The following is a 23,808-nucleotide window of genomic DNA, read 5'->3' as shown; positions in this document are numbered from 1 at the left end:
CCGGGCGGCAGCATGCATCCATGGCCATCCCCGCGCTCACCCCGCATACCGACCCGCCGCGCTCCGTGCCGCTGCGCGAGGCGCGCACCCGGTTCAGCCAGCTCGTCGCGTTGGCCGAGCTGACCGACGCGGTCACCGTCGTCACCCGCGACGGCGATCCCCGCCCGGTCGCCGCGATCGTTCCCGCCGCCGCGGCCCGCAGCGCCGCCCAGGCCCGCGCCGACGCCGACCGGCTCGCCGCGGTCACCGCCGGGTGGGCCCGCCGCCTCGACGAGCAGCACCGCCGCAGCAGCCAGCGGCACGCCGCCGAGCTGGGCGCGGTCCGCGCGGCGCTGGCCGAGGTGTGGGCCGAGCTGGACCGGCGGGTGGTCCCGGGCAGCGACCCGACGCTGGCCCGGCTGCGCGCCGCGCACGCCGACCTGCTGGCCGACTGACCTCCGCTTGCCGGGGTCGTGCGCGTCCGGCGTCGGCCTGCCCACCGTGCGGCGGTGGCCCGTGCGGTCCGGGCGTCGGCCTGGGCGCCGCGAAGCGGTGGGCTGCGCGGTCCGGCCCCGCCCTGCGCACCGGGGGCCGGCAGCGGCGGGCATGATCCGCTCGCCGTCCGGCGGCGTCAGCTCGTCGCCGGGTAGGCGTGGGTCTCGGTCGCCTTGACCGCCACCCAGATCCGTTGGCCCGGGATCAGCCGGAGCTGGGCCGCCGCGGCCGGTGTGACGTCGGCGGCCACGCCGACCGGTCCATCCACCTGCACCCGCACGTTGTCGCCGTGGCGCTGGACGCCGCTCACCGTGCCCGCCCACGTGTTGCGGGGGCTGCCGTCAGGTCGCGACGGGTGCAGCGCCACCGCCGCCGGGCGGAACGCCACGAACGCGTCGCCGTCGAGCCGGTCGGCGACGCTCAGCGTCAACTCCGGCGCGACACGTACGCCGTGGCCCTCGGCCCGACCCCGGTAGAGGTTCAGCCCGACCAGACGTGCCACGTAGTCGGTGCGCGGCCGTGCCGTGACGCTCGGGCCGTCGCCCTCCTGGACGACGCGCCCGCCCTCGACGATGACCAGACGGTCGGCCAACGCCAACGCGTCCAGCGGATCGTGGGTGACCAGCACCGTCGCCCCAGGGTGCGCGGCCAGGTGGCGGTGCAGCTGCGCGCGGGTCTCCAGGCGCGTACGGGCGTCCAGGGCGGCCAGCGGCTCGTCGAGCAGCAGCAGCGACGGCCCGACGGCCAGCGCACGGGCCAGCGCCACCCGCTGCGCCTGCCCGCCGGAGAGCTGGCGGGGCTTGCGGTGTGCCTGGCCGGCGAGGCCCACCCGGTCGAGCCAGCTCCGCGCGGTGGCCCGTGCCGCCCGCCGGTCGACGCCGTGCCGGCGCGGCCCGAACGCCACGTTGTCCAACGCGTCGAGGTGCGGAAACAGCAGGTAGTCCTGGAAGACCACGCCGATCGGCCGGCGCTCGGTGGGCACCCAGCTCCGGCTCGTCGGGCGGTCCAGGTCGACGCCGTCGAGGGTGACGTGCCCGGCGGTGAGCGGGTGCAGCCCGGCCAGGGCGCGCAGCGCGGTGGTCTTGCCGGCCCCGTTGGGCCCGAGCAGCGCGACGACCTCACCCGGCGCGACCCGCAGCGGTACGTCCAACCGGAAGGCGCCCCGGTCGACGACCAGCCGGGCATCCAACAGCGGCGCGGTGACGGGCTTCTCGGTGGGCGGTCGCGCGGTCACGGGCTGGTCGCTGGGCGGTGGCGCGGTCACGGGGCCGCCATCCAGCGGTCGCGCAGCGCGGCCAGGATGCCCACCGAGACGATCAGCAGCACCAGGCTGAGCACGATGGCGGACTCCAGGTCGGTCTCCAGCGCCAGGTAGACGGCCAACGGCATCGTCTGCGTACGCCCGGGATAGTTGCCGGCGAAGGTGATGGTGGCGCCGAACTCGCCGAGCGCCCGCGCCCAGCACAGCACCGCTCCGGCGGCGATCCCGGGTGCCACCAGCGGCAACGTGACGTGCGTGAAGGTCGTCCACCGGTTGGCCCCCAGTGTCGCGGCGGCCTCCTCGTAGCGGTGGTCGGCCGCGCGGAGCGCGCCCTCGACGGCGATGACGAGGAACGGCATGGCGACGAACGCCTCGGCCAGCACCACGCCCGCGGTCGTGAACGGCAGGGTGACGCCGAACGTGGCGTCGAGCCAGCCGCCGAGCAGCCCGCGTCGGCCGAAGACCAGCAGCAGCGCCACGCCGCCGACCACCGGCGGCAGCACCAGCGGCACGGTGACCAGGGCGCGCGCCAGCCGGCGGCCGGGGAAGTCGACCCGGGCCAGCAACCACGCCAGGGGCACCCCGAGCAGCAGGCAGAGCAGCGTGGCCAGGGTCGCGGTCTGCACCGACAGGCGCAGCGCCGTCAGCGCCCCCGGCGCGGTGAGCCGCTGCGGCAGCGTCGCCCACGGCGCCCGGACCACCAGCCCGGCCAGCGGCAGGACCAGGAAGAGCAGGCCCAGCCCGGCCGGGATCAGCAACGCCGCCGGCACCCTTGGGCGACGTCGTGAAGTGGTGGGCTCGCGGACCAGGCTCACGACGCGGCCTGGAACCCCGCCTCGGCGAGGACCGCCTGTGCCGGCGTCGAGCGGACGTACGCGACGAAGGCGCGCGCGCCCGCCCGATTCGGCGCGTCCTTCAGGGCGACGATCGGGTAGTCGTTGATCGCCCGGGCCGATTCGGGGAACTCGACACCCGTCACGTCGGCGCTCGCGGCACGGGCGTCCGTGCGGTAGACGAGGGCCGCGTCGACCTCGCCGAGCTTGACCTTGGCCAGCGCACCCTTGACGTCCTGTTCGAGGGTGACCGGCGTCAGCGCGACGCCGGCTGCGGTCAGGGCGGTACGCGCCGCCGCACCGCAGGGCACCTGCTCGGCGCAGAGCGCGACCTTCACCCCCGGACGGGCCAGGTCGGCGAGACCGGTCACGCCCTTCGGGTTGCCGCTGGGCACCGCGACCACCAGTTGGTTGCGGGCGAAGACGAACGGCGTGCCGTCGGTGTCGCCGGCCCGCGTCACGGTCTCCATGTTCTTCGGCGCCGCCGAGGCGAAGACGTCCGCCGGAGCGCCCTGGGTGATCTGGTTGGCCAGGGCCGAGCTGCCGGCGAGGTTGAGGGTGACGGTGACGCCCGGGTTGGCGGCCTCGAAGTCCTTCCCGATGCGGGTGAACGACTCGGTCAGCGAGGCGGCGGCGAACACGGTCACCGTGCCCCTGACCCGACCGTCCCGGGTGTCACCCCCGGTCGCCGGATCGCCGGCGCGGTCGCAGCCGGCCGTTGCCAGCACGGCCACCGCCAGCGCCACCGCGACGAATCGGGTTCGAGGCCTCACCCGTTCCCCCTGGCCCCGGCCGGGGCGGTGGGCGCGGCGCGCTCCACCACCACGGTGGTCGACTTGATCACGGCGACGGCGACCGAGCCGACCCGCAGGTCGAGGTCGTCGACCGCCTCCCGGCTCATCAGCGACACCACCCGGAACGGGCCGGCCTGAATGTCGACCTGGGCCATCACCGTGTCCTTGCGGACGTCGACGACGATGCCGCGAAGCCGGTTGCGCGCCGAGGAGAACTCGGCGCCCGCGTCCGGGTCGGCGGCCTGCGCCCGGGCGAACGCCGCGAGGTCGACGCCGTCGATGATCCGGTGGCCGTGCTCGTCACGCCCGGCGGGCAGCCGCCCGGCGTCCACCCAGCGGCGGATCGTGTCGGCGCTGACGCCGAGCAGGTCGGCCGCCGCGCCGATCCGGAAGGTCGTCACCGGATCACCATAGCTGCCGCATCTGCGAGGGGAAAGAGCGGATCAGGGCGAGATCTGCGTGTTGGGGAAGCGATATCGGTCGCAGCTGCGAGCCAGTGTCAGGCCCGACCGTCGTACGTCGCGCGGTTGGCGAACACGTCGTCCATGTGCGTCTCGGCCCAGCCCTTCAGACCCCGCACCACCTCATGCAGGGAGAGGCCCAGATCGGTGAGCTCGTACGTGACCGTGACGGGCACGGTCGGCTCCACGGTCCGGGTGATCAAGCCGTCCCGCTCCAGCGAGCGCAGTGTCTGCGTGAGCATCTTCTGGCTGACACCGGCGAGCTGGCGCGACAGTTCCGAGTAGCGCATCGGCCGGGGTTCGCCGGCGCAGTCGGCACCGGACTGCGGCGAGCCTGCGCCGCGCAGCGCGGCCAGCACCAGAGTGACCCACTTGTCCGCGATCCGGTCGAGCAGCTTGCGGCTCGGACACTGCGCCAGGAACGCGTCGTACTCCGACTTGGCCTGCGCCCTCTTCTGGGCCGCTGTCGCCGTCGCCATCGCCCTGCTCCTTCATGAGGGTGAGCTACGCACTTTGGGGTGCCTACTTTCCGTTAGGAAGTTACCCGCTGATAGTTGGTTCCGGTAACAGTGAGGCACCGGCACCACGCCCGGTGCGATGTGAAAGTCAGAGGTACGAAGATGGCTTCCCCCTCTCTTCCCGGCGGCACCTGGAAGCTGGGCGACCTGGACGTCACCCGGTTCGGCTACGGCGCCATGCAGCTCGCCGGCCCCTGGGTCATGGGACCGCCGGCCGACCGGGACGGCGCCCTTGCCGTCCTCCGCGAGGCCGTCGACAGCGGTGTCACCCACATCGACACCTCCGAGGCGTACGGGCCGCATTTCACCAACGAGCTGATCCGGGAGGCGCTGCACCCGTACCCCGATTCGCTGCACATCGTGACCAAGGTTGGCGCGACCCGCGACGAACAGGGCGGATGGCCTCCTGCCCGCGACCCGCAGAGCCTGCGCCGGGCTGTCCACGCGAACCTGCAGACGCTCGGCCTCGACGTGCTCGACGTGGTGAACCTGCGGCTCGGCAACGCCGAGGGGCCCCAACCCGGGCCGGTGGCGGAGGCGCTCGACGCGCTCGTGGACCTCCAGCGGCAGGGCCTGGTCCGGCACCTCGGGGTGAGCAACGCGACGCCGGAGCAGGTCGCCGAGGCGCAGTCGGTCGCGCCGATCGTGTGTGTGCAGAACATGTACAACCTCGCGTACCGCCAGGACGACAAGATGATCGACGCGCTCGCCGACCAGGGCGTCGCCTACGTGCCGTTCTTTCCGTTGGGCGGCTTCAGCCCGTTGCAGTCCGCCGTCCTCTCGGCCGTCGCCACGCGGCTGAAGGCGACACCGATGTCCGTCGCCCTCGCCTGGCTGCTGCGGCGGTCGCCGAACATCCTGCTGATCCCCGGCACGTCGTCCGTGGCACACCTGCGCGAGAACATCACGGGCGCCGCACTCGTGCTGTCCGACGACGACCTCGTCGAGCTGGACACGATCGGTCGCTGACTCAGGAGTTGCGGCGGGGATGGCCCTTGAGGTGTCTGCCCAGCTCCCGGGCGATCTCGCGGTTGGCGTCCCGTTCGGCGAGGGACTGCCGCTTGTCGTACGTGCGCTTGCCCTTGGCCAGGGCCAGTTCGACCTTGGCCCACCCGTTGTCGAAGTACATCGACAGCGGCACCAGGGTCACCCCGCCCTCGCGGACCTCCTGGAGGATCTTGCCGATCTCGGAGCGGTGCAGCAGCAGCTTGCGGTTACGGCGGGGCGCGTGGTTGGTCCACGTGCCGTAGCGGTACTCGGCGATGTGCAGCCCGTACAGCATGATCTCGCCGTCGCGCTCGTGCGCGAACGCGTCCACGAGCGATGCCCGCCCGTCGCGCAGCGACTTCACCTCGGTGCCGACCAGCACGATGCCCGCCTCGTACGTGCGCAGCACGGTGTACTCGTGTCGCGCCTTCTTGTTCGAGGCGATGAGTCGGCGTTCGGGCTTGCGGGACGGGCTCACCCGGCGACGATATCCGGCCGCCGCCTCAGCCTCCCGTCCGGCGCTCGGCACGCAGCCGCGCCGCCAGGTCGCGCACCGCCTGCGTGAACTCCTCCTGCGACTCGCACGGCAGGTGAGCGAGGATGGGTGGCGGCACACTGTCGCTGGGCGGCGGGACGACGCCCTGCGGGTCGGTCGACCGGCGGTCCACCGCGGCCTCCGGCCCGGCCGGCGTCGCCGTGTCCCCGGGCCGGTGCGGTGCGAAGATCCAGCCACCGATCGGGTCGGTGTCGCGCCACAGGTTCACCCAGCGCCAGCCGACACGCTCGCCGATGTCCTCCAGCGTCGACGTGTCGACGTAGGTGGGGAACAGCCGCGAGTACAGCCGGCTCAGCGGTGACCCGTAGGTGAGCAGGGCCACCCGGTCGGTGACCCGCTGCGGCAGTTGGAGCAGTGTGGCCGCGAGCAGCACCGAGCCGTGACTGTGTCCCGCCAGCAGCACCGCCTCGCCCTGGTCCACCAGGTAGGTGATCCGCTTGGTCAACTCGGGCACCGCCCGTTCGGCGTAGCACGGCGGCGCGAAGGGATGCGCGCCTCGGGGCCAGAAGGTGCCCAGGTCCCACAGGACGCCCACGTACCGGCGGAACCCGGCCGTCCGGTAGGCGAAGATGCCGCCGATCACGAGCCCGATCAGGATCGCGGCGATCGCGTAGTTGCCCGCCCCGATGAGGAAGTTGACGAAGCTGTCGGGCACACCGAGGTACGCCTGGAACAGGTCGCCGGGATAGAGCTGCAACAGGCCGAGCAGGCTGGTGGCCAGCCCGATCGCGGCGAATGCGGCGTAGACCACGGCGAGGGGTTCCACGCGTTCGGTGAACCGGGCCCGGGCGACCGCCTGCTCGACCCGTCGCAGCCGGGTCGCCGCCTCCGGCGGCGCGTCCGGGTAGTCGGCGGCCACGATCGCCCGCGCGGCCCGCCACCGGCTGGCACGGGTCGCGACTGTGACCAGCACGCCCACCAGCACCGCCGCGGCCACCGCCAGGAAGAACCCGAAGATCGCCCATTTGTACGCCAGCGGCGGGCCGAACGCGAACCGGTCTGTGTGCCGCCCATCGCGGTCCAACACGTCCGCCACGCGGTAGACCAACTCGGCGGAGAACGCGACCGCGAGTCCGGCGGCGACCGTGACGAAGACCGGCGCGCCCAGCGCGCGCAGCCGCGGGAGCCGTTGTCCGTCGGCACGCCGTGCGCCGCCGCGCGCCCAGAGCACCGTCGCCGCGAGGATGACCAGCAGGAAGGTCTGGCTGACGAACAACCAGGCCACGGTGGCGCTGTACCCGGGCAGCATCTGGCTGTGCGGCCAGGGCTCGCCACTGGCCAGGGTGTACGCGATCACCAGGATCGTCAGGCCGCAGGCGATCGTACGGAGCCCGCGCGTGACGCCCTCCAGCCCGGGCACGAAACTGGTCCGGTCCATGCCGCTCACCTGGGTCAGCAGGACCAGGCAGGCGAGCAGCACGATGCCCGTAGCCACCGCGAGGGCCACCCGCACCCACGAGGAGTTCTCGCTGTCCCAGGCGGCCAGCAGGCTGCCGTCCAGCGTGGCGAACGCGGCCGCGACGTGCACGGAACGCAGCCGCCCCACCACCGGAGCGCCGTCCCACTGGCCGACCGCGCTCAACTGCGACACGGACGTCTCCTGGACCGCCCCGGTGCGGAAGGCGTCGAACGAGTGGCTCGGCCGAGCGGACAGCCGCCACACGATCCCGATGGCGGCGACCGGCACCAGGGCCAGCACGCCCAGGCGTACGCCGGGCGAACGCCCGCCGAGCCAGGACAGCCAGTTGCGTCCGTCCAGGCAGCTCGGCGTGCCCATGCACCGCCAGGCGACGAGGTCCACCGCCACCCCGACGATGGTGAGCACGTAGAGCATCGTGAGGGTGAGTGCGAGCACCCGACCCAACGCGACGACGGCGTGCTTCGCCGAATCGTTGGCCGGGCGCATCCAGAGCGCCACGTTGCAGAGCATGAAGGGCAGCAGGAACACCAGCGACAGCGTCCGTACGGCCGTGCCGGAGGGCAGGTCACTCCAGCGGTACGCCTCGAGCGTCACGCCGTCCGTGCCGGTCGAGTCCGGGTAGCCCGGTCGAGGGCGGTAGAACCCCCCGCTGCGGTCGCCGGCGACCTGGTGGACGTGCGGCCGGTCGAGCACCTGGTCGGCAGCCGCGCCCGAGACGCCGTGCACCCGCAGCTCCACGATCCGACCTGTCTCCGGTCCGGTCGGCGACGCGTCCGCCATGAGCCCCCCGAGGTGTGTGACAGCCGGCTGGTCGCGGCGCCGGCCGCCCGCGGCGGTGCGGCTTACCCGCCCCGAGCCGGGTCACGCCTCGCGTCGCTGCCCGCCGGTGGTGCGGCGCGGCCCGGCGAGGTGGTTCTATTGGCGCCATGGCAAACCCGGTGATCCTGACCGTCGACGACGATCCCGCGGTGTCCCGGGCGGTGGCCCGGGACATCCGGCGCCGCTACGGCGACCGCTACCGGGTGCTGCGCGCCGCCTCCGGGCCGGAGGCGCTGGACGCGCTGCGGGAGGTCAAGTTACGGGGTGAGCAGGTGGCGCTGCTGCTGGCCGACCACCGGATGCCGGAGATGACCGGCGTCGAGTTCCTCGAGGCCGCCATGGACATCTTCCCGGCGGCCCGCCGGGTGCTGCTCACCGCGTACGCGGACACCGACGCGGCCATCGAGGCGATCAACGTGGTGGACCTGGACCACTACCTGCTCAAGCCGTGGCACCCGCCGGAGGAGAAGCTGTACCCGGTCGTCGACGGGCTCCTGGAGGCCTGGTCGGTGACCCCGGACGCCACGAGCGCCGAGATCCGCGTGGTCGGGCACCGCTGGTCGGCGCCGTCGTTCAAGATCCGTGACTTTCTGGCCCGCAACCTCGTGCCGTACCGCTGGTTGCTCTCGGACGACCCGGAGGGCGCCCGGCTGCTCGACGCGGCCGGGGCCACCGAGGCGGACGTACCCCTGGTGGTGACCGCCGAGGGCAAGGCGCTGGTGGCCCCCAGCGAGGCCGAGCTGGCCGCGTTGGCCGGGCTGACGGTGGTGCCCGCGTCCGACTTCTACGACCTCGTGGTCATCGGCGGCGGCCCGGCGGGCCTGGGCTCGGCCGTGTACGGCGCGTCCGAGGGGCTGCGGACCGTACTCGTCGAGCGGCGGGCGACCGGCGGGCAGGCCGGGCAGAGCAGCCGGATCGAGAACTACCTGGGCTTCCCGGACGGTGTCTCCGGCGCGCAGTTGACCGACCGGGCCCGCCGGCAGGCGGTGAAGTTCGGCGCGGAGCTGCTCAGCGCCCGCGAGGTGGTCGGCCTGAGCGAGGCCGGCGGCGCCCGGCTGCTGCGCTTCGGCGACGGCAGCGAGATCGCCGCGCACACGGTGGTGCTGGCGACCGGCGTGTCGTACCGGGTGCTCGACGCCCCCGGGCTGGCCGACTTCACCGGTCGGGGGGTGTTCTACGGCGCGGCCGCCACCGAGGCGCCGAGCTGTGTCGACCAGGACGTGTACATCGTGGGCGGGGCCAACTCGGCCGGCCAGGCGGCCGTGCACTTCTCGCGGTACGCCGCGCGCGTCCACCTGCTCATCCGCGGCGCGGACCTGACGGCGTCGATGTCGAGCTACCTCATCGACCAGTTGGCGCGCATCGACCGGATCACCGTGCACCCGCACACCGCCGTGGTCGGCGCGGGCGGCGACGACCACCTGGAACGGCTCACCCTCTGCGACACCCGTACCGGGGAGAGTCGCACGGTCGACACCTCCTGGCTGTTCATCTTCATCGGCGCCGAACCCCGCACCGACTGGCTGGACGGTGTGCTCGTGCGGGACGGTCGTGGCTTCATCGTCACCGGCCCCGATCTGCTGGCCGGTGGGCGACGCCCGGCCGGTTGGTCGTTGTCCCGCGACCCGTACCACCTGGAGACCAGCCTGCCGGGGGTCTTCGCCGCCGGTGACGTCCGCGCCGAGTCGGTCAAACGCGTCGCCTCGGCAGTCGGCGAGGGCGCGATGGCCGTGTCGCTCGTGCACCGCTACCTGGAGGCCCAATGACGACCGCGTCCGATCGGCTGACCCCGGCAGAGCTACGTGAGCTGTTCCTGTTCGAGGCCCTCGACGACGCGCAGCTCGACTGGCTGAGCGAGCACGGCCGCGTGGAGCAGCGCGCCGGCGGCACCCTCGTGTACGGCGAGGGCGAGGCCGCCACCTGCTTCTTCGTGCTGCTGCGCGGCGCGGTGGCGCTGAGCCGCCAGGTCCGTGGCGACGACGTCGAGGTCAGCCGCACCGACCAGCGCGGCGTGTACGGCGGGGCCACCCAGGCGTACCTGGGCGACCAGGTCGAGCAGACGTACCGCAACAGCCTGCGCGCGCTCGTCGACGCCGACTTCTTCGTGCTGCCGGCGGAGGACTTCGCGCACGCCCTGCGGTCCTGGTTCCCGATGCCGATGCACCTGTTGGAGGGGCTGTTCTTCGGCATGCGGGACAGCCAGACCATCGTGGGCGAGCGGGAGCGGCTGCTGGCGCTCGGCTCGCTCTCGGCGGGGTTGACCCACGAGCTGAACAATCCGGCCGCCGCGGCGGTGCGGGCCACGTCGGTGTTGCGGGACCGGGTCGCGGGGATGCGACACAAGCTCGCGATGATCGCCGACGGGCGGCTCGACGGGCGGGCGCTGCACGGGCTGGTCGCGTTGCAGGAGGAGGCGGTGGCCCGGGTGGCGACCGCGCCGAAGCTGACCCCGGTCGCCACCGCCGACGCCGAGGACGTCCTCACCGACTGGTTGGAGGACCACGGTGTGGGTGGCGCGTGGGACCTGGCGCCCATCCTGGTCGCCGGGGGGCTGGACGCGGCGTGGCTCGCCCAGGTGAAGGCGGCCGTCGGGCCGGCGGACCTGGAGGCCGCGGTGCGGTGGCTGTCGTACACGGTCGACACCGAACTTCTGATGCGCGAGATCGGCGACGCGGTGACCCGGATCTCGGGTCTGGTGGGCGCGGCCAAGCAGTACTCCCAGCTCGATCGCGCGCCGCACCGGGTCGTGGACGTGCACGACCTGCTGGACGCGACGCTCGTCATGTTCAAGGGCAAGATCCCGGCCGAGGTCAAACTCGTCCGCGAGTACGACCGGACCCTGCCGCCGATCCCGGCGTACGCGGCGGAGCTGAACCAGGTCTGGACCAACCTCGTCGACAACGCGCTGGGCGCGATGGGGGAGAAGGGCGTGCTGACCGTCCGCACCGGACGGACCGGCGACCTCTTGGCCGTGGAGATCACCGACACCGGTCCCGGCATCCCGCCGGAGGTGCGGCCGCGCATCTTCGAGCCGTTCTTCACCACCAAGCCGGTCGGCTCGGGCACCGGGTTGGGACTGGACATCTCGTACCGGATCGTGGTCAACAAGCACCACGGCGACATCCGGGTGGAGACCGAGCCGGGGCACACCACCTTCCGGGTCCTGCTGCCGATCACCGAGGACGCGGCCGCGCTGCCCTGACACGCCGACTACCTAGAGACATCGAGCGGTTGCGGGCAGTAGTCTCGGGCGGCGTCCGTGCTTCCCGCCCCCCGAGGAGCTTCCGTGGACTCGATGGCCCGCCCGCGTACCGCGACCCACGACGACCAGCCGAACGATCCCCCCGACGACAGCTCCGTGCTGCCCGAGCTGGAGGACGCCGTCTGGATGCACCACGCGCACACCTTCGCGCACACCAGCTTCTGGGCGGTGGCCCGCCGGCTGCCGAGACTGGTCCGTGAGGCGGTGGCCCTGGCCTGGGCCACCAACCGCACGGACACGGCCGCCTCCATCGGCCTGAACGTCGCCGCCGGGGTGATGACCACCTTCGGCCTGCTCGCCACGACCGGCGTACTGCGGGAGCTCTTCGCCGCCGGTCCCACCCCGGACCGGGTGCGCGCCGCCCTGCCGGCGCTGATCGTGGCCGCGACGGCGATCTCGGCGCGCGGCGGCCTGACGATCGCCGCCGGGTGGGCCCAGGCCCGGCTCACCCCACAGATCAACTACCAGGTCGAGCTGCGGCTGTTCGAGGCCACCACGGCGGTCGACCTGGCCGCGTTCGACGACGCCGGGTTCGCCGAGGAGATGGACCGCGTTCGCGACCGGGGGATGGGCGAGGCGGCCTGGATCGTCGACCACACCGTCAACCTGGTCACCGGGGTGGTCGGGATGCTCGCCACCGCCGTCGCGGTGACCGTCATCCAGCCGCTGCTGCTGCCGTGCCTGCTGCTCGCGGCGGTGCCCCAGGCCGTCACGGCCGTGCGGATGGCCCGCCGGGAGTACCTGGCGATGCTGGCCCGGATCACCCGCCGGCGGCGAATGTGGATGCTCGCCCACCTGATGGCCAACCGGCACACCGCCGCCGAGGTGCGCGCCTATCAGATGCGCGAGTTCCTGCTCGCCGAGTACCGGGGTGTGATGGCCGTCGAGACCCGCGCCCAACTGCGACTGGTCCGCTCACAGACCGGCACCCGCGTGGCCGGCGCCACCGTGGCGGGCCTGGCCACCTTCGGCGTGTACGCGGTGCTCGGCGGCCTGCTGCTCGCCGGCATGGTCGCCCTCGCCGCCGCGGCCACCGCCCTGCTCGCCCTCCAGTCCGCCCGGACCAGCCTGGGCGTCGCGGTCGTCGCCACCAACTCGCTGTACGAGGACGCCCTCTACTACCAGGACTACCGGGACTTCCTCACCCGGGCGCAGGGACGGGTGCCGGTCGGCGGCAGCCGGACGGCCGACGGTGTCGAGGCGATCGACCTGCACAAGGTGAGCCTGCGCTACCCCGACACCGACGCGCCCGCCGTGGACCGGGTCAGTCTGACGATCCGGCGCGGCGAGGTGGTGGCGCTGGTCGGTGAGAACGGCTCCGGCAAGACCACCCTCGCCAAGCTGATCGCCGGTCTCTACCAGCCGACCGGCGGCACGATCCGCTGGGACGGCGTCGACGCCGTCGAGCTGGATCCGCGCGCGCTCGGCGCACAGGTCGCGGTGATGACGCAGGAGTACTGGAAGTTCCCGTTCACAGCCGGTCAGAACATCAGGGTGGGCCGGCACGACCGTACGCCCGACCGGCCCGGCCCCAGCGTGCAGGAGGCCGCCGGCGCGGCCGCCGCCCACGACATGATCGTGGGCCTGCCGCACGGCTACGACACCCTGCTCGACCGGGAGTTCAAGAACGGCCACGAGCTGTCCGGCGGACAGTGGCAGCGACTGGTCGCCGCGCGCGGCCTCTACCGGGACGCCGCCCTGCTGATCTGCGACGAGCCGTCGGCGGCCCTGGACGCCCGCGCCGAACACGCCCTGTTCCAGCACCTGCGTCGCCGGCCCGACCGGGCGGTCGTCCTGATCACCCACCGGCTGGCCAACGTCCGGCACGCCGACCGGATCTTCGTCATGGACCAGGGTCGTCTCGTACAGCAGGGCAGCCACGACGAGTTGATGGCAACCGGGGGCCTCTACCGCGAGCTGTTCGAGCTACAGGCCAGCGGCTACCGCGCCCACACCAGCGAAGCCCACCGCCCCTGATCCCCGCCCCCGCCCTCGCCCCCCGCCCCGCCCTCGCGATCTTGCACTTTCGGTTGTCGAATTCGGTGGGTATGCGCCCTATGTCGCCGCAGTAAGTGCAAGATCGCCGGCCAATGAGCCTGGCGTCGGGCTTGATCCACTCGGGTTCAGGGAATCCGGGGTGTCTCGCCGCCGAGGACGGCCCGACATCACCGAACTCGAGTGGATCATCGCGCTTGGGTGCGGTGATCCACTCGGGTCGGCGATGCGGGGGCATCGCGGCGGTGGGATCCCCCACCTCGGCGATCTGGAGTCGATCAGGTGGCGGGGGCCGGCCCTCGGGGGGCCGTGGTCAGGGTTGGTGGGGTGCGGTGAGGACGTCGGCCAGGACGCGGGTGTGGGTGGAGAACGCCAACTGGACCGGGTCGGTGAGGACCAACCACTCGGTCGCCTCCTCGGTGGGCCGCGACGGCGGCAGATCCTCGGCGGGCCGCTCCGGCAGCATCCCGAAGATCATCATGGTGCCGCCCTGTGGTGCGCCCCGTACGGCGAGGAGCCGGGCGTCGGCGGCGTCCGCGACCAGCCCGGTCTCCTCCCACAGCTCACGCACCAGCGCGTCGGACCACTCCTCGCCGTACTCGATGAAACCGCCGGGCAGCGCGAGCAGCCCGCGGGCCGGCTCGATGGCCCGGCGGACCACCACCACGCCGAGGCCCGCGGCCGTGCGGACCGGGAGCACCGCCACCGCGACGGGCAGTGGGTTGCGCCAGACGGTCTCGCCGCAGGCCGCGCAGACCCGCGGCCAGCCGGCCGTCGCGGGGTAGGCGGCGCCGCAGTAGGAGCAGTGCGAGTACGGCGTACCGGTCATGCCGCAGCACGTTACCCGCCGGCCGCGTTCATTCGATTGGCGTGCCGGTGTAGAAGGCGGTGGTGCGCTCGGCGGCGGCCTTGGCCTCGTCGGGGTCGGTGCCGGCGGCGATGCTCGCCTCGCCCCACAGGTGGCTGCTCAGCTCCATGGCCCGCCGCCCCTCGGCGGAGGCGACCCACTCGGCGCCGTCCTCCGGTCGCACGCCGACGCCGCCGGAGAGGTACGTGGCGAGGCCGAGCAGGCCCAGGTCCCAGCCGACACCGACGGCCCCCGGCCCGAACTGGGCCCACCGGTCCTGGTCGACGTGCGCGATGTGGTCCAGGTCGAGGCGGGCCTGATCGTCGCCCACCGGCGTGACCCGCACGTCGATCCAGCTCACCTCGCCGCCCATCTCCCAGGTGGCGGTGAAGCGGTGCGGGGGTTCGCAGGTCTCGACGGTGCCGCCCGCGTTGCCCTCGAGCTGGTACGTGCCGTGCAGCCGCAGGTCGCCGCTGATCGGCAGGAACCAGCGGGGGATGCGCTCGGCGTTGGTGCAGGCGTCCCACAGGTCCTCGGCCGTCGCCTGGTAGGTCTGGCTGATCGTGGTCACGCGGGCCTCGCCGGCGGCCAGGGTGCGGCTGCCGACCTGTCGCTGGACGGCGTTGATCTGCTCGGTGGCGTCGAACATCAGGTGTTCCTCTCGTCGGGTGGGTCGGCGGGACCGCGTAGGCGCCGCTCGCGTCGGCCCCGGGCCAGCTCGGTGGCGAGCGCCGCCAGGGGTGGCGCCCAGAATCGGCGGAAGTGCTCCAGCCAGCCGTCCACCTCGCGCAACGGGCGCGGGTCGACCGCGTAGAGCCGCCGGGTGCCGTCCGGACGTACGGTGGCGAAGCCGTTGTCCCGCAACACCTTGAGGTGCTGGGACACGGCGGGCTGGGAGATGCCGAACTCGTCGCGGATGACCGCGCTCACGGCGCCGGCGCTCTGCTCGCCGTCGGCGAGCAGTTCCAGGATGCGGCGCCGGACCGGATCGCCCAGCACGTCGAAGGCGTGCACGGCGACAGTTTTATCACTCCTGGCTTATTTAAGCCAGCTCCGATACTCCGACGAGCTTGTCGAGCTGGATCGGCAGGTCACGAATGCGCACGCCGGTGGCGTGGTACACCGCGTTGGCGACCGCCGCCGCCGCGCCCACGATCCCGATCTCCCCGATGCCCTTCACCCCGGCGAGATTCAGCTCGTCGTCGTGCTCGTCCACCCAGTACGCCTCGATCGACTCCACGTCCGGGCAGGCGGTGATGTGGTAGGTGGCCAGGTCGTGGTTGACCCAGTCGCCGTACCGCTCGTCGAGCAGGCCCCCCTCGTGCAGCGCCATCGACAGGCCCATCGTCATGCCCCCGATGAGTTGGCTGCGGGCCGTCGTGGGGTTGACGATCCGGCCGGCCGCGAACACGCCGAGCATCCGGTTGAGCCGGATCTCGCCGGTGGTGGTGTCCACCCGGACCTCGACGAACTGCGCCCCGTACGCGTACCGGGGGAGTGCGGCCTGCTCGCCGATCTCGTCGGTGGTGTCCGCCTCGGCGCTCACCTCGGCGTCCGGCGGCCTGCCGTCGGGCAGCTTGGCGCGCAGCGCCGCACACGCCCGGATCACCGCCCAGCTCCAACTGGAGGTGCCCATCGAGCCACCGGCCAACGGGGCCGTGGGCAGGTCGCTGTCACCGATCCTGATCTCGATCCGTTGGGGCGGCACCCCCAGGGCGTCGGCGGCGACCAGCCAGAGCGCCGTACGCGCCCCGGTGCCGATGTCGGTGGCGTTGATCTGGACCAGGAAGCCGCCGTCGGGACGGGCGGTGACCCGCGCCGAGGACGGGCGGGAGCGGGTCGGGTAGGCCGAGCCGGCCACGCCGGAGCCGACCAGGAAGCGTCCCTCGCGCCGGGACCGGGGCGTCGGATTCCGGTCGGCCCAGCCGAACCGCCGCGCGCCCTCGCGCAGGCAGGCCACCAGATTCCGACTGGTGAACGGTTTTCCCTGGTCGGGGTCGACCTCGGGGTCGTTGCGGATACGCAGCTCCACCGGGTCGATGCCGACGGCCACGGCCAGCTCGTCCATCGCCGACTCCAGCGCGTACGCGCCGGGGCACTCGCCCGGCGCCCGCATCCAGAACGGGGTGGGCACGTCGAGGCGGGCCAGTCGATGTGTCGTACGGCGGTGCGGCGCGGCGTACATGCTGCGGGTGTAGACGGCGGTCTGCTCGGCGAACTCGCGGATCATCGAGCTCTGGCTGATCGCATCGTGGCTGATCGCGGTGAGTCGCCCATCCGTGTCGGCGGCGAGGCGGACCCGCTGGATGGTGGGCGTGCGGTAGCCGATCGGCCCGAAGATCTGCTGGCGGGTCAGCGCCAGTTTCACCGGCCGGTCCACGTGTCGGGCGGCGAGGGAGGTCAACACCACGGCGGCCTTGGCGTACCCCTTGCTGCCGAAGCCCCCGCCGACGTGCTCGGCGATCACCCGGACCGACTCGCGGGGCAGGTCGAACAGCTCGCTGAGGGTGGCCCGCACCGATGACGCGCCCTGGTTGGAGTCGTGCACGAGCAGCCGCCCGTCGGTCCACTGCGCCGTGGTGGCGTGCGGCTCCATGGGGTTGTTGTGGTAGGCCGGGGTCCGGTAGGTGGCGTCCATCCGGACCGGCGCGGCCGCGTACCCCGCGTCGAAGTCGCCCTCGGCGGTGTCCGTCGGGTAGTGGGGATTGACCTCGTCCGGCTTGTACAGACCGGGGTGGTCGTCGGTGAGCACGGTGCTGTGTGGACCCGTGTCGTACTCGACGCGCACCAGCCGGGCGCCCTCGCGGGCCGCCTCCAGGCTCGTCGCCACCACCACCGCGACGTACTGCCCCCGGTAGTGCACCACCGGGTCCTGAAGCAGCCACAGGTCCGGCTCCACGCAGGTCGCCAGTCGGGGCGCGTTGCCGTGGTGCACGACGGCCAGCACGCCGGGCGAGGCCAGCGCCTCGGTGGTGTCGACCCGGGTGATCCGACCGCGCACCACGGTCGCGGGCACCACCCAGCCGTAGGTGACGCCGTCGACCGGGTACTCCACCGCGTACCGTGCCGCGCCGGTGACCTTCTCCCGGCCCTCCAGCCGGGGGTGCGCCTGACCGATCGCCCCGGTGCTCACGACTCCGCCAGTTCGCTGAGCACCCGCACGGTGATGGAGCGGGTCAGCGGCAGCTTGAAGCCGTTGTCGCTCAGCGGGCGCGCCTCGGCCAGCTCCGCGTCGGCGGCCCGCGCCGCCAGCTCGAGGCTGAACGGGTGGCCGCGCAGCTCCTGCTCGGCCCGGTACGCGCGCCACGGCCGGTGGGCCAACGCCCCGTAGGCCAGCCGCACGTCGCGGACGACGTCGCCGTCGAGGTCCAGCACCGCGGCCACCGAGCCGGCCGCGAAGGCGAACGACGCCCGGTCGCGCGCCTTGAGGTACGTCGAGCGGCGCGCGGCCGGCAGCGCCGGCAGCCGTACGGCGGTGATCAGCGCGCCTCGGGCCAGGGTGGTCTCCCGTTCCGGATGGGCGCCGGGCGAGCGGTGCAGGTCGACCATGGGGACGTCCCGGACACCGTCGGTGTCGTGCACCTCCACCACAGCGTCCAGCGCGGCGAGGGCGACGGCCAGGTCCGACGGGTGGGTGGCCACGCACTGCTCGGACCAGTCCAGCACCGCGAGGTCGCGGTTCTCGCCGTGCAGGGCGGCGCATCCGCTGCCCGGGTCGCGCTTGTTGCAGGCCTTGCCGGTGTCCTGGAAGTACGGGCAGCGGGTGCGCTGCAACAGGTTGCCGCCCGTGGTGGCCATGTTGCGCAGTTGCCCGGAGGCGGCGGCGAGCAGGGCGCGGGTCAGCACCGGGTAGTCGCGGCGGACCGCCGGGTGCGCGGCCAGGTCGCTGTTGCGCACCGTCGCGCCGATCCGCAGTCCGCCGTCGGGCAGCTCCTCGACGGTGTCCAGGGGCAGCCGGTTCACGTCCACCAGCACGTCGGGGCGCTGCACGCCGAGTTTCATGAGGTCCACCAGGTTGGTGCCGCCGGCGAGATACGCCGCCTGCGGCTCGGCGGCCAGCACGGCGACGGCGTCGGCCACGTCGGTGGGCCGGTGGTAGCGGAACGGCCTCATCGCGCCGCCGCCGTCTCGCGCACGGCCGCCACGATGTGCGGGTACGCGGCGCAGCGGCATAGGTTGCCGGCCATCCGCTCGCGGATCTCGGCGTCGGTGAGGTCGGGCGCGGCGGTGATGTCCTCGGTGACCGCGCTGGGCCAGCCCCGTTCGACCTCGTCGAGCATTCCGCGCGCCGAGCAGAGCTGCCCGGGGGTGCAGTAGCCGCACTGGAAGGCGTCGTGCGCGATGAAGGCGGCCTGCAACGGCGACAGTTCCTCCCCGTCGGCCAGCCCCTCCACGGTGACCACCGAGTGGCCGTCCAGGGTGACCGCGAGGAGCAGGCAACTCTTCACCCGGCGACCGTCGAGCAGCACCGTGCAGGAGCCGCACTGGCCGTGGTCGCAGCCCTTCTTGGCCCCGGTGAGGCCGAGATGCTCGCGCAACGTGTCGAGCAGGGTGGTGCGGTTGTCAAGCGTCACCTCGCGTGGGGCGTCGTTGACGTCGAACGCCACCCGTGACGCGTGCTGCGCGTCGACGACCGTCTGTCTCTCTGCTGCTGCGGACACCGCCCCAGATTAGCCATGCTGGGGACAAATACGGGCGAATAACGCGAAGAGCGCTTCGCCGTGGCGCGTCCGCCCCGCAAACGGCGACGGGCGCCCCGGTACGCGCCGCAGCGCAACCCGGGCGGCCGTCCGTCCGCCCGCCCCCGTCTCAGGCCACCGGGGCGGCCCGGGCGAGGTTCCGGTGCGCGCGGATCAGCTCCGCGTAACGCAGACCGCTCGCCTTCATCGTCCGCCGCTGGGTGGTGTAGTCGACGTGCACCAGCCCGAAGCGCTTGTCGTAGCCGTACGCCCACTCGAAGTTGTCCAGCAGCGACCACACGAAGTAGCCGTCCAGCGGCACGCCCCGGGCCACCGCCGACGCGCACGCCGCCAGGTGCTGCTCCAGGTGGTCGGTGCGCTCCTTGTCCTCCACCGTGCCCTCGGGGGTGATCTCGTCGTGCCACGCCGAGCCGCTCTCGGTGACGATGATCCGGGCCGGTCCGTACCGCTCGTGCACGTCGACGAGCAGCCGCTCCAGGCCCGCCGGGTACATCTCCCAGCCCATCGCGGTCTCCACCGAGCCGGGGACCGGCACCTGCTTCGCGTACGGCGCCGGGCCGGTCGGGTCGTCGACCACCAACTGCCGGAAGTAGTAGTTCACCCCGAGGAAGTCGGTGGGCGTCGCGATCACCGCGAGGTCGTCACCGCGGACCGGCGGCTCGACCCCGTACGTCTCGACCATGTCGGCGGGGTAGCCCCGCCCGTGGATCGGGTCCAGCCACCAGCGGTTGACGTGCCCGTCGGCCCGCCGCGCCGCCGCCACGTCCTCCGGCCGGTCGGTCGCCGGCTCGATCGGGCTGAGGTTGACGACCAGGCCCACCGAGGCGGGCCGGGCCGCGTTCGCCCGGATCGCCTGCGTGGCGAGACCGTGCCCGAGCAGCACGTGGTGCGAGGCACGCACCGCGCGGGTCAGGTCCCGCTCGCCGGGGGCCATGTTCCCCTCCAGGTGCCCGATCCAGCACACGCAGAGCGGCTCGTTGACCGTGCACCAGTCGGCCACCCGGTCGCCCAGGCGGCCGGCCACGACCGCCGCGTAGTCGGCGAACGCCTCGGCCGTGGCGCGCTCCGGCCAGCCGCCGGCGTCCTGCAGGGTCTGCGGCAGATCCCAGTGGTAGAGCGTGACGAACGGCCGGATCCCGTCGGCGAGCAGCGTGTCGACGAGCCGGTCGTAGAAGTCCAGCCCGGCGGTGTTGACCGTGCCCACGCCCTGGGGCATCACCCGGGGCCAGGCCACCGAGAACCGGTACGCGTCCACGCCGAGTCGGGGCAGCAGCGCCAGGTCCTCCGACCACCGGTGGTAGTGGTCGCAGGCCACCGCCCCGGTGTCGCCGTTGTCGACGTTGCCGGGAGCGGCCGAGAAGGTGTCCCAGATGGACGGCGCCCGGCCGTCGACGTCGACGGCCCCCTCGATCTGGTACGCCGCCGTGGCGACGCCCCAGAGGAAGTCGGGTGGCAGCTTGGACAGGTCCGGCACGGGAAGGCTCTCCTCTGGGTTGGGGTGACTCACTTGACGGCGCCGGCGGTGAGGCCGGCGACGAAGTACCGCTGCAGGGCCAGGAACCCGGCGACGACCGGGATGCTCACCACCAGCGACGCGGCCATGATCTGGTTCCAGTAGACGTTGAACTGGGTCGAGTAGCCCTGCAGGCCGACGGCCAGGGTGCGGCTGCCCTCGTCGGTCATCACCGAGGCGAACAGCACCTCACCCCAGGCGGTCATGAACGCGTACACGGTCACCGCGACCACGCCGGGCACCGCGGCCGGCAGGATGACCTGGAACAGCGTGCGGAGCGCCCCGGCGCCGTCGACCTGCGCCGCCTCGTCCAGCCCGCGCGGGATCGAGTCGAAGTAACCGACCAGCATCCAGATCGAGAACGGCAGCGAGAAGGTCAGGTACGTGATGACCAGGCCGGTCCGGCTGGCGTACAGCTCGATGCCGGTGGCATTGCCCAGGTTGACGTAGATGAGGAACAGCGGCAGCAGGAACAGGATGCCGGGGAACATCTGCGTGGACAGCACCGTCACCGTGAAGACGCCCCGGCCACGGAACCGGTACCGGCTGACCGCGAAGGCGGCGAAGATGGCGATCGCGACCGAGCAGACCGCCGCGAGGCTCGACACCACGAGGCTGTTCACCAGGTAGCGCGCCAGCGGCACGGTGCTCCACATGTCGACGAACGGTTGCAGGGTGGGCCGGCTGGGCCACCAGGTGAACCCGTTCTGCACGTCCCGCAGCGGCTTCGCCGCGGAGGTCACCATCACGTAGAGCGGGATGACGACGAAGAGGGTGAGCAGGGTCAGCACGATGCGTCGGCCCCAGCGCTCACCGGCGGTCTCACGCATGGTCGTCCCTCCGGCGGTTGGTGATCAGCAGGTACGCGGCCGAGACGACCAGCAGGAACAGCAGCAGCGCCACCGACATCGCCGAGCCCGACCCGAAGTCCCAGGTCTTGAAGGAGCTGCGGTAGATGTGGATGGAGATCAGGTCGGCCTGCGCGGGCGCGGAGCCGCCGAAGAGCACGAACGGCGTGTTGAAGTCGTTGAACGTCCAGAGGAAGAGCACCAGCAGCAGCACCAGGTTCACCGGCCGCAGCATGGGCAGGGTGACCGAGCGCAGCCGACGCCAGAACCCGGCGCCGTCGATCGCGGCGGCCTCGTACAGCTCGCCGGGCACGTTCTGCAGACCGGCCATCAGGCAGAGGAACGCGAACGGCCAGTTGCGCCACACCGACACCACCAGCAGCGACCAGAAGCTGTTGTCGCCGATCAGCCAGAACGGCCGTTCGTTCAGCAGGCCGAGTTGGTCGACGAGCACGTGGTTGACCAGGCCGGTGTCGCGCTGGAGCAGGAAGCTCCAGGTGATCACGGCGGCGTAGACCGGCAGCGCGTACGGGGTGAGGAACAGCGCCCGCAGGATGGCCCGCCCACGGAACGGCTTCTGCAGCACCACGGCCGCCGCGATGCCCAGCAGCCAGGCGAACCCGACCGAGAGCACGCTGTAGGCCAGCGTCACCCAGAACGAGTGCAGCAGTTCCTTGCCGGCGGCGCTGTTGAAGTCGAGGGTGGCCCGGTAGTTCTCCAGGCCGACGAAGGGTGCGGTGGACCAGTCGCGGATGTGGAACTGGGTCAGCTCCAGCATGCTCATCCAGACCCCGACCACCATCGGGATCACGTGGATGGCGAGTTCCAGCACGATGGCCGGCGCGAGCAGCAGGTACGGCAGGGGGGAACGGCGGGGGCCGCGCGGCCGGCGGGCGGCCCCCCGGGCGGGTGACCCGGCCCGGGGTGCGCGCCGGTCGGCGTCCGGCGCGGTGGTGCTGGTTGCCATCGGGGTCCTCTCGGAGGCGGTGGCCGTGGTCAGGCGACGAGCCCGACCACGGCCACCGGCGCTGCGTGGGTCAGCGCATCTTCTGCTGCGCGTCGGTCAGCTTCGCCTTCACCGATGCCTCGGTGACCGGCTTGCCGCTCGCCGCGTCGGCGAACAACTCCTTCATCGCGGTGCCGACCAGGGTCTCGAAGGTGCTCTCCTCGGGCACCTGCGGCAGCGGGGCCGCGGTGGTGACCAGGGTCTCCTGGATGCTCTTCTGCTCCGGGGCGCTGAACGCCGGGTCGGCGCCGGCGGTCTTGACGGCCGGCAGCGAGCCGTACGTCTTGTTGAGGATCGTCTGCTCCTCGTCGCTGGTCATGAACTTGACGAAGCTCAACGCGCCGTCCTTGTTCTTGGTGTGCTTGAAGACGGCCATGTTGATGCCCGCCACCATGCTGTTGACCTTCTTGCCGCCGGCCGGCGGGTTGGCCAGGAACGGCACCGGGGCCACGCCGTACGCGTCGGCGGCCATGTTCTGCGTCTTCAGGTTCGAGCCGGCGGACTGCCACAGCAGCATGGCGGCCTTGCCGTTGGCGAAGTCCGAGACCGACTGGTTCTGCGCGTACTCGGCGTTGCTCGGGTTGGTGATCTTGTCAGCGGCCATGAAGTCGATGTAGCGCTTGATGGCCGAGACGTTCTGCGGGGTGTCGAAGGTCGGCTTGCCGGCCGAGTCGAACCACTCGCCGCCGTACTGCTGGCTGAAGGTGAACGCGTGGTGGGCGTTCTCCGACGGGTTGGCACCCTCGATCGCGAGGCCCCACTTGCCACCGGTGCTGAGCTTCTTGCCGTACTCGACGACCTGCTCCCAGGTCGTCGGCGGGGCGGTGATGCCCGCGTCGGCGAACATCTTCTTGTTGTAGTACAGGCTGTACGCCATGGAGTAGAGCGGCACGGCGGCCGGGGGCTTGCCGGGCGCGCCGGCGGCGGCGAGCGCGGCGGGCACGATCCGGTCCTTGCCGCCCACGGCCTGCAGGGTGGCGTCGTCGAACTCGACGAGCGCGCCGGTGGCCTGCAGCGACGCCGACCAGGTGTTGCCGATGTTCACCACGTCCGGGCCCTTGCCCGAGGTGGCGGCGGCGAGCAGCCGGTTGAGCAGGTCCGACCAGGGGACCACCTCGACGTTGACCTTGATGCCGGTCTGCTTCTCGAACTTGTCCAGCTCGGGCTGGAGGGTGGTCTTGTCGGCCTCCAGGCTGGCGCCCTGGTTGCTGGCCCAGTAGGTGAGGGTCTTGGGCGAGGAGGCGGAGTCGTCGCCGGAGCCGCCGCAGGCGGTCAGCGATGCGGCAGCCAGTACGGCGGCAGCGAATATCCCGAGGTGTCGTCTCGACACGGTCAGCCCTTCCGGTACGTGGTGGGGGTCCGCCGGCCGTCGTCGTCGATAGGGGTGAGGCGACGGCGGTCGGCTGCGGACGGGGTTTCTCCGGACGCGCCGTCGGAGGTCCTTCGGCGTTTCCCGGGAGTTACATCACGGCTTAATGAATGTCGTCATTAAAGTGGTTGGCCGGTGGGTCGTC

22 protein-coding genes are annotated in these 23,808 nt (G+C 72.4%); 5 read left to right on the top strand and 17 right to left on the bottom strand.

The features are described 5' to 3' along the window. The first annotated feature begins 20 nt into the window (after window positions 1-20). Window positions 21-434 carry a type II toxin-antitoxin system prevent-host-death family antitoxin gene (locus ACIA3K_RS01795; RefSeq protein WP_355049688.1) on the top strand — a complete coding sequence of 138 codons (414 nt, stop codon included), beginning with the start codon at window positions 21-23 and terminating at the stop codon, window positions 432-434. Window positions 435-610: 176 nt separating this feature from the next. Here the strand turns inward: ACIA3K_RS01795 and ACIA3K_RS01790 are convergent, their stop codons facing one another. The 5 genes from ACIA3K_RS01790 to ACIA3K_RS01770 all read right to left on the bottom strand — a co-directional run bounded on the left by ACIA3K_RS01790 (window position 611) and on the right by ACIA3K_RS01770 (window position 4,302). Beyond that, complete coding sequence (locus ACIA3K_RS01790) at window positions 611-1,708, bottom strand: ABC transporter ATP-binding protein (protein WP_396798800.1); 1,098 nt, start codon at window positions 1,706-1,708, stop codon at window positions 611-613. 26 nt (window positions 1,709-1,734) lie between these two features. Then, window positions 1,735-2,550 (bottom strand): molybdate ABC transporter permease subunit, encoded by an 816-nt coding sequence (gene modB, locus ACIA3K_RS01785; RefSeq protein WP_396798437.1) that lies wholly within the window; start codon window positions 2,548-2,550, stop codon window positions 1,735-1,737. Further along, window positions 2,547-3,341: a molybdate ABC transporter substrate-binding protein gene (modA, locus tag ACIA3K_RS01780; protein ID WP_396798435.1), complete on the bottom strand. Its 795-nt coding sequence runs from the start codon at window positions 3,339-3,341 to the stop codon at window positions 2,547-2,549. Before modA ends, modB begins: the two co-directional genes overlap by 4 nt. Beyond that, window positions 3,338-3,763, bottom strand: coding sequence for a TOBE domain-containing protein (locus ACIA3K_RS01775; RefSeq protein ID WP_355049684.1), 426 nt, complete (start codon window positions 3,761-3,763; stop codon window positions 3,338-3,340). The genes modA and ACIA3K_RS01775 overlap by 4 nt, the downstream gene beginning before the upstream one ends. A gap of 98 nt (window positions 3,764-3,861) precedes the next feature. Further along, window positions 3,862-4,302 (bottom strand): winged helix-turn-helix transcriptional regulator, encoded by a 441-nt coding sequence (locus tag ACIA3K_RS01770; RefSeq protein ID WP_396798432.1) that lies wholly within the window; start codon window positions 4,300-4,302, stop codon window positions 3,862-3,864. 141 nt (window positions 4,303-4,443) lie between these two features. Between ACIA3K_RS01770 and ACIA3K_RS01765 the strand changes: the two genes are divergently transcribed. Then, entirely contained in the window at window positions 4,444-5,310 is an 867-nt protein-coding gene (locus ACIA3K_RS01765; RefSeq protein ID WP_396798430.1) for an aldo/keto reductase family oxidoreductase, read from the top strand. 1 nt (window position 5,311) lies between these two features. Here the strand turns inward: ACIA3K_RS01765 and smpB are convergent, their stop codons facing one another. Both smpB and ACIA3K_RS01755 read right to left on the bottom strand, forming a co-directional pair. Continuing rightward, entirely contained in the window at window positions 5,312-5,806 is a 495-nt protein-coding gene (gene smpB, locus ACIA3K_RS01760) for an SsrA-binding protein SmpB (protein ID WP_396798429.1), read from the bottom strand. A 25-nt stretch (window positions 5,807-5,831) separates the two neighbouring features. Then, the gene (locus ACIA3K_RS01755; protein ID WP_396798427.1) at window positions 5,832-8,084 is read right to left on the bottom strand and encodes a hypothetical protein; all 2,253 of its coding nucleotides are present in this window, start codon (window positions 8,082-8,084) and stop codon (window positions 5,832-5,834) included. Between the two features lie 146 nt (window positions 8,085-8,230). Between ACIA3K_RS01755 and ACIA3K_RS01750 the strand changes: the two genes are divergently transcribed. From ACIA3K_RS01750 to ACIA3K_RS01740, 3 genes are all read left to right on the top strand, one after another. Then, a complete protein-coding gene (locus ACIA3K_RS01750; RefSeq protein ID WP_396798426.1) occupies window positions 8,231-9,889 on the top strand; it encodes an FAD-dependent oxidoreductase in 1,659 nt (552 codons plus the stop codon). Then, window positions 9,886-11,325, top strand: coding sequence for an ATP-binding protein (locus ACIA3K_RS01745; RefSeq protein ID WP_396798424.1), 1,440 nt, complete (start codon window positions 9,886-9,888; stop codon window positions 11,323-11,325). The genes ACIA3K_RS01750 and ACIA3K_RS01745 overlap by 4 nt, the downstream gene beginning before the upstream one ends. 93 nt (window positions 11,326-11,418) lie before the next feature. After that, window positions 11,419-13,362, top strand: coding sequence for an ABC transporter ATP-binding protein (locus ACIA3K_RS01740; protein ID WP_396798798.1), 1,944 nt, complete (start codon window positions 11,419-11,421; stop codon window positions 13,360-13,362). 331 nt (window positions 13,363-13,693) lie between these two features. On the opposite strand, the gene ACIA3K_RS01735 is transcribed toward ACIA3K_RS01740, so the two are convergent. The 10 genes from ACIA3K_RS01735 to ACIA3K_RS01690 form a co-directional block, all read right to left on the bottom strand. Continuing rightward, on the bottom strand, window positions 13,694-14,209 hold the full coding sequence (locus tag ACIA3K_RS01735; RefSeq protein ID WP_396798422.1) for an NUDIX domain-containing protein: 516 nt from the start codon (window positions 14,207-14,209) through the stop codon (window positions 13,694-13,696). Window positions 14,210-14,237: 28 nt separating this feature from the next. Further along, a complete protein-coding gene (locus ACIA3K_RS01730) occupies window positions 14,238-14,876 on the bottom strand; it encodes an SRPBCC family protein (RefSeq protein WP_396798420.1) in 639 nt (212 codons plus the stop codon). Continuing rightward, window positions 14,876-15,241, bottom strand: coding sequence for an ArsR/SmtB family transcription factor (locus ACIA3K_RS01725; RefSeq protein ID WP_396798418.1), 366 nt, complete (start codon window positions 15,239-15,241; stop codon window positions 14,876-14,878). Before ACIA3K_RS01725 ends, ACIA3K_RS01730 begins: the two co-directional genes overlap by 1 nt. 28 nt (window positions 15,242-15,269) lie before the next feature. Beyond that, window positions 15,270-17,360: a xanthine dehydrogenase family protein molybdopterin-binding subunit gene (locus tag ACIA3K_RS01720; RefSeq protein ID WP_396798416.1), complete on the bottom strand. Its 2,091-nt coding sequence runs from the start codon at window positions 17,358-17,360 to the stop codon at window positions 15,270-15,272. Next, window positions 17,357-18,340, bottom strand: coding sequence for an FAD binding domain-containing protein (locus ACIA3K_RS01715; RefSeq protein WP_396798415.1), 984 nt, complete (start codon window positions 18,338-18,340; stop codon window positions 17,357-17,359). The genes ACIA3K_RS01720 and ACIA3K_RS01715 overlap by 4 nt, the downstream gene beginning before the upstream one ends. Beyond that, a complete protein-coding gene (locus ACIA3K_RS01710) occupies window positions 18,337-18,834 on the bottom strand; it encodes a 2Fe-2S iron-sulfur cluster-binding protein (protein ID WP_396798797.1) in 498 nt (165 codons plus the stop codon). The genes ACIA3K_RS01715 and ACIA3K_RS01710 overlap by 4 nt, the downstream gene beginning before the upstream one ends. A gap of 202 nt (window positions 18,835-19,036) precedes the next feature. Further along, the gene (locus tag ACIA3K_RS01705; RefSeq protein ID WP_396798414.1) at window positions 19,037-20,401 is read right to left on the bottom strand and encodes a GH1 family beta-glucosidase; all 1,365 of its coding nucleotides are present in this window, start codon (window positions 20,399-20,401) and stop codon (window positions 19,037-19,039) included. A 29-nt stretch (window positions 20,402-20,430) separates the two neighbouring features. Further along, a complete protein-coding gene (locus ACIA3K_RS01700) occupies window positions 20,431-21,270 on the bottom strand; it encodes a carbohydrate ABC transporter permease (protein WP_396798413.1) in 840 nt (279 codons plus the stop codon). After that, entirely contained in the window at window positions 21,263-22,255 is a 993-nt protein-coding gene (locus tag ACIA3K_RS01695; protein ID WP_357118090.1) for a sugar ABC transporter permease, read from the bottom strand. The genes ACIA3K_RS01700 and ACIA3K_RS01695 overlap by 8 nt, the downstream gene beginning before the upstream one ends. 70 nt (window positions 22,256-22,325) lie before the next feature. Further along, a complete protein-coding gene (locus ACIA3K_RS01690) occupies window positions 22,326-23,624 on the bottom strand; it encodes a sugar ABC transporter substrate-binding protein (RefSeq protein WP_355049669.1) in 1,299 nt (432 codons plus the stop codon). Between the last annotated feature and the right edge of the window lie 184 nt (window positions 23,625-23,808).

The organism is Micromonospora sp. NPDC051543 (genome assembly GCF_044454415.1).
Taxonomy (GTDB): domain Bacteria; phylum Actinomycetota; class Actinomycetes; order Mycobacteriales; family Micromonosporaceae; genus Micromonospora.
This window is presented reverse-complemented; position numbering and strand designations above follow the sequence as displayed.

Coding starts and splice junctions, on each gene's coding strand:
- ACIA3K_RS01795 (WP_355049688.1), top strand. CDS start 21: ATGGCCATCCCCGCGCTCACCCCGCATACCGACCCGCCGCGCTCCGTG.
- ACIA3K_RS01770 (WP_396798432.1), bottom strand. CDS start 4,302: ATGGCGACGGCGACAGCGGCCCAGAAGAGGGCGCAGGCCAAGTCGGAG.
- ACIA3K_RS01765 (WP_396798430.1), top strand. CDS start 4,444: ATGGCTTCCCCCTCTCTTCCCGGCGGCACCTGGAAGCTGGGCGACCTG.
- ACIA3K_RS01755 (WP_396798427.1), bottom strand. CDS start 8,084: ATGGCGGACGCGTCGCCGACCGGACCGGAGACAGGTCGGATCGTGGAG.
- ACIA3K_RS01750 (WP_396798426.1), top strand. CDS start 8,231: ATGGCAAACCCGGTGATCCTGACCGTCGACGACGATCCCGCGGTGTCC.
- ACIA3K_RS01745 (WP_396798424.1), top strand. CDS start 9,886: ATGACGACCGCGTCCGATCGGCTGACCCCGGCAGAGCTACGTGAGCTG.
- ACIA3K_RS01740 (WP_396798798.1), top strand. CDS start 11,419: ATGGCCCGCCCGCGTACCGCGACCCACGACGACCAGCCGAACGATCCC.
- ACIA3K_RS01735 (WP_396798422.1), bottom strand. CDS start 14,209: ATGACCGGTACGCCGTACTCGCACTGCTCCTACTGCGGCGCCGCCTAC.
- ACIA3K_RS01730 (WP_396798420.1), bottom strand. CDS start 14,876: ATGTTCGACGCCACCGAGCAGATCAACGCCGTCCAGCGACAGGTCGGC.
- ACIA3K_RS01715 (WP_396798415.1), bottom strand. CDS start 18,340: ATGAGGCCGTTCCGCTACCACCGGCCCACCGACGTGGCCGACGCCGTC.
- ACIA3K_RS01700 (WP_396798413.1), bottom strand. CDS start 21,270: ATGCGTGAGACCGCCGGTGAGCGCTGGGGCCGACGCATCGTGCTGACC.
- ACIA3K_RS01695 (WP_357118090.1), bottom strand. CDS start 22,255: ATGGCAACCAGCACCACCGCGCCGGACGCCGACCGGCGCGCACCCCGG.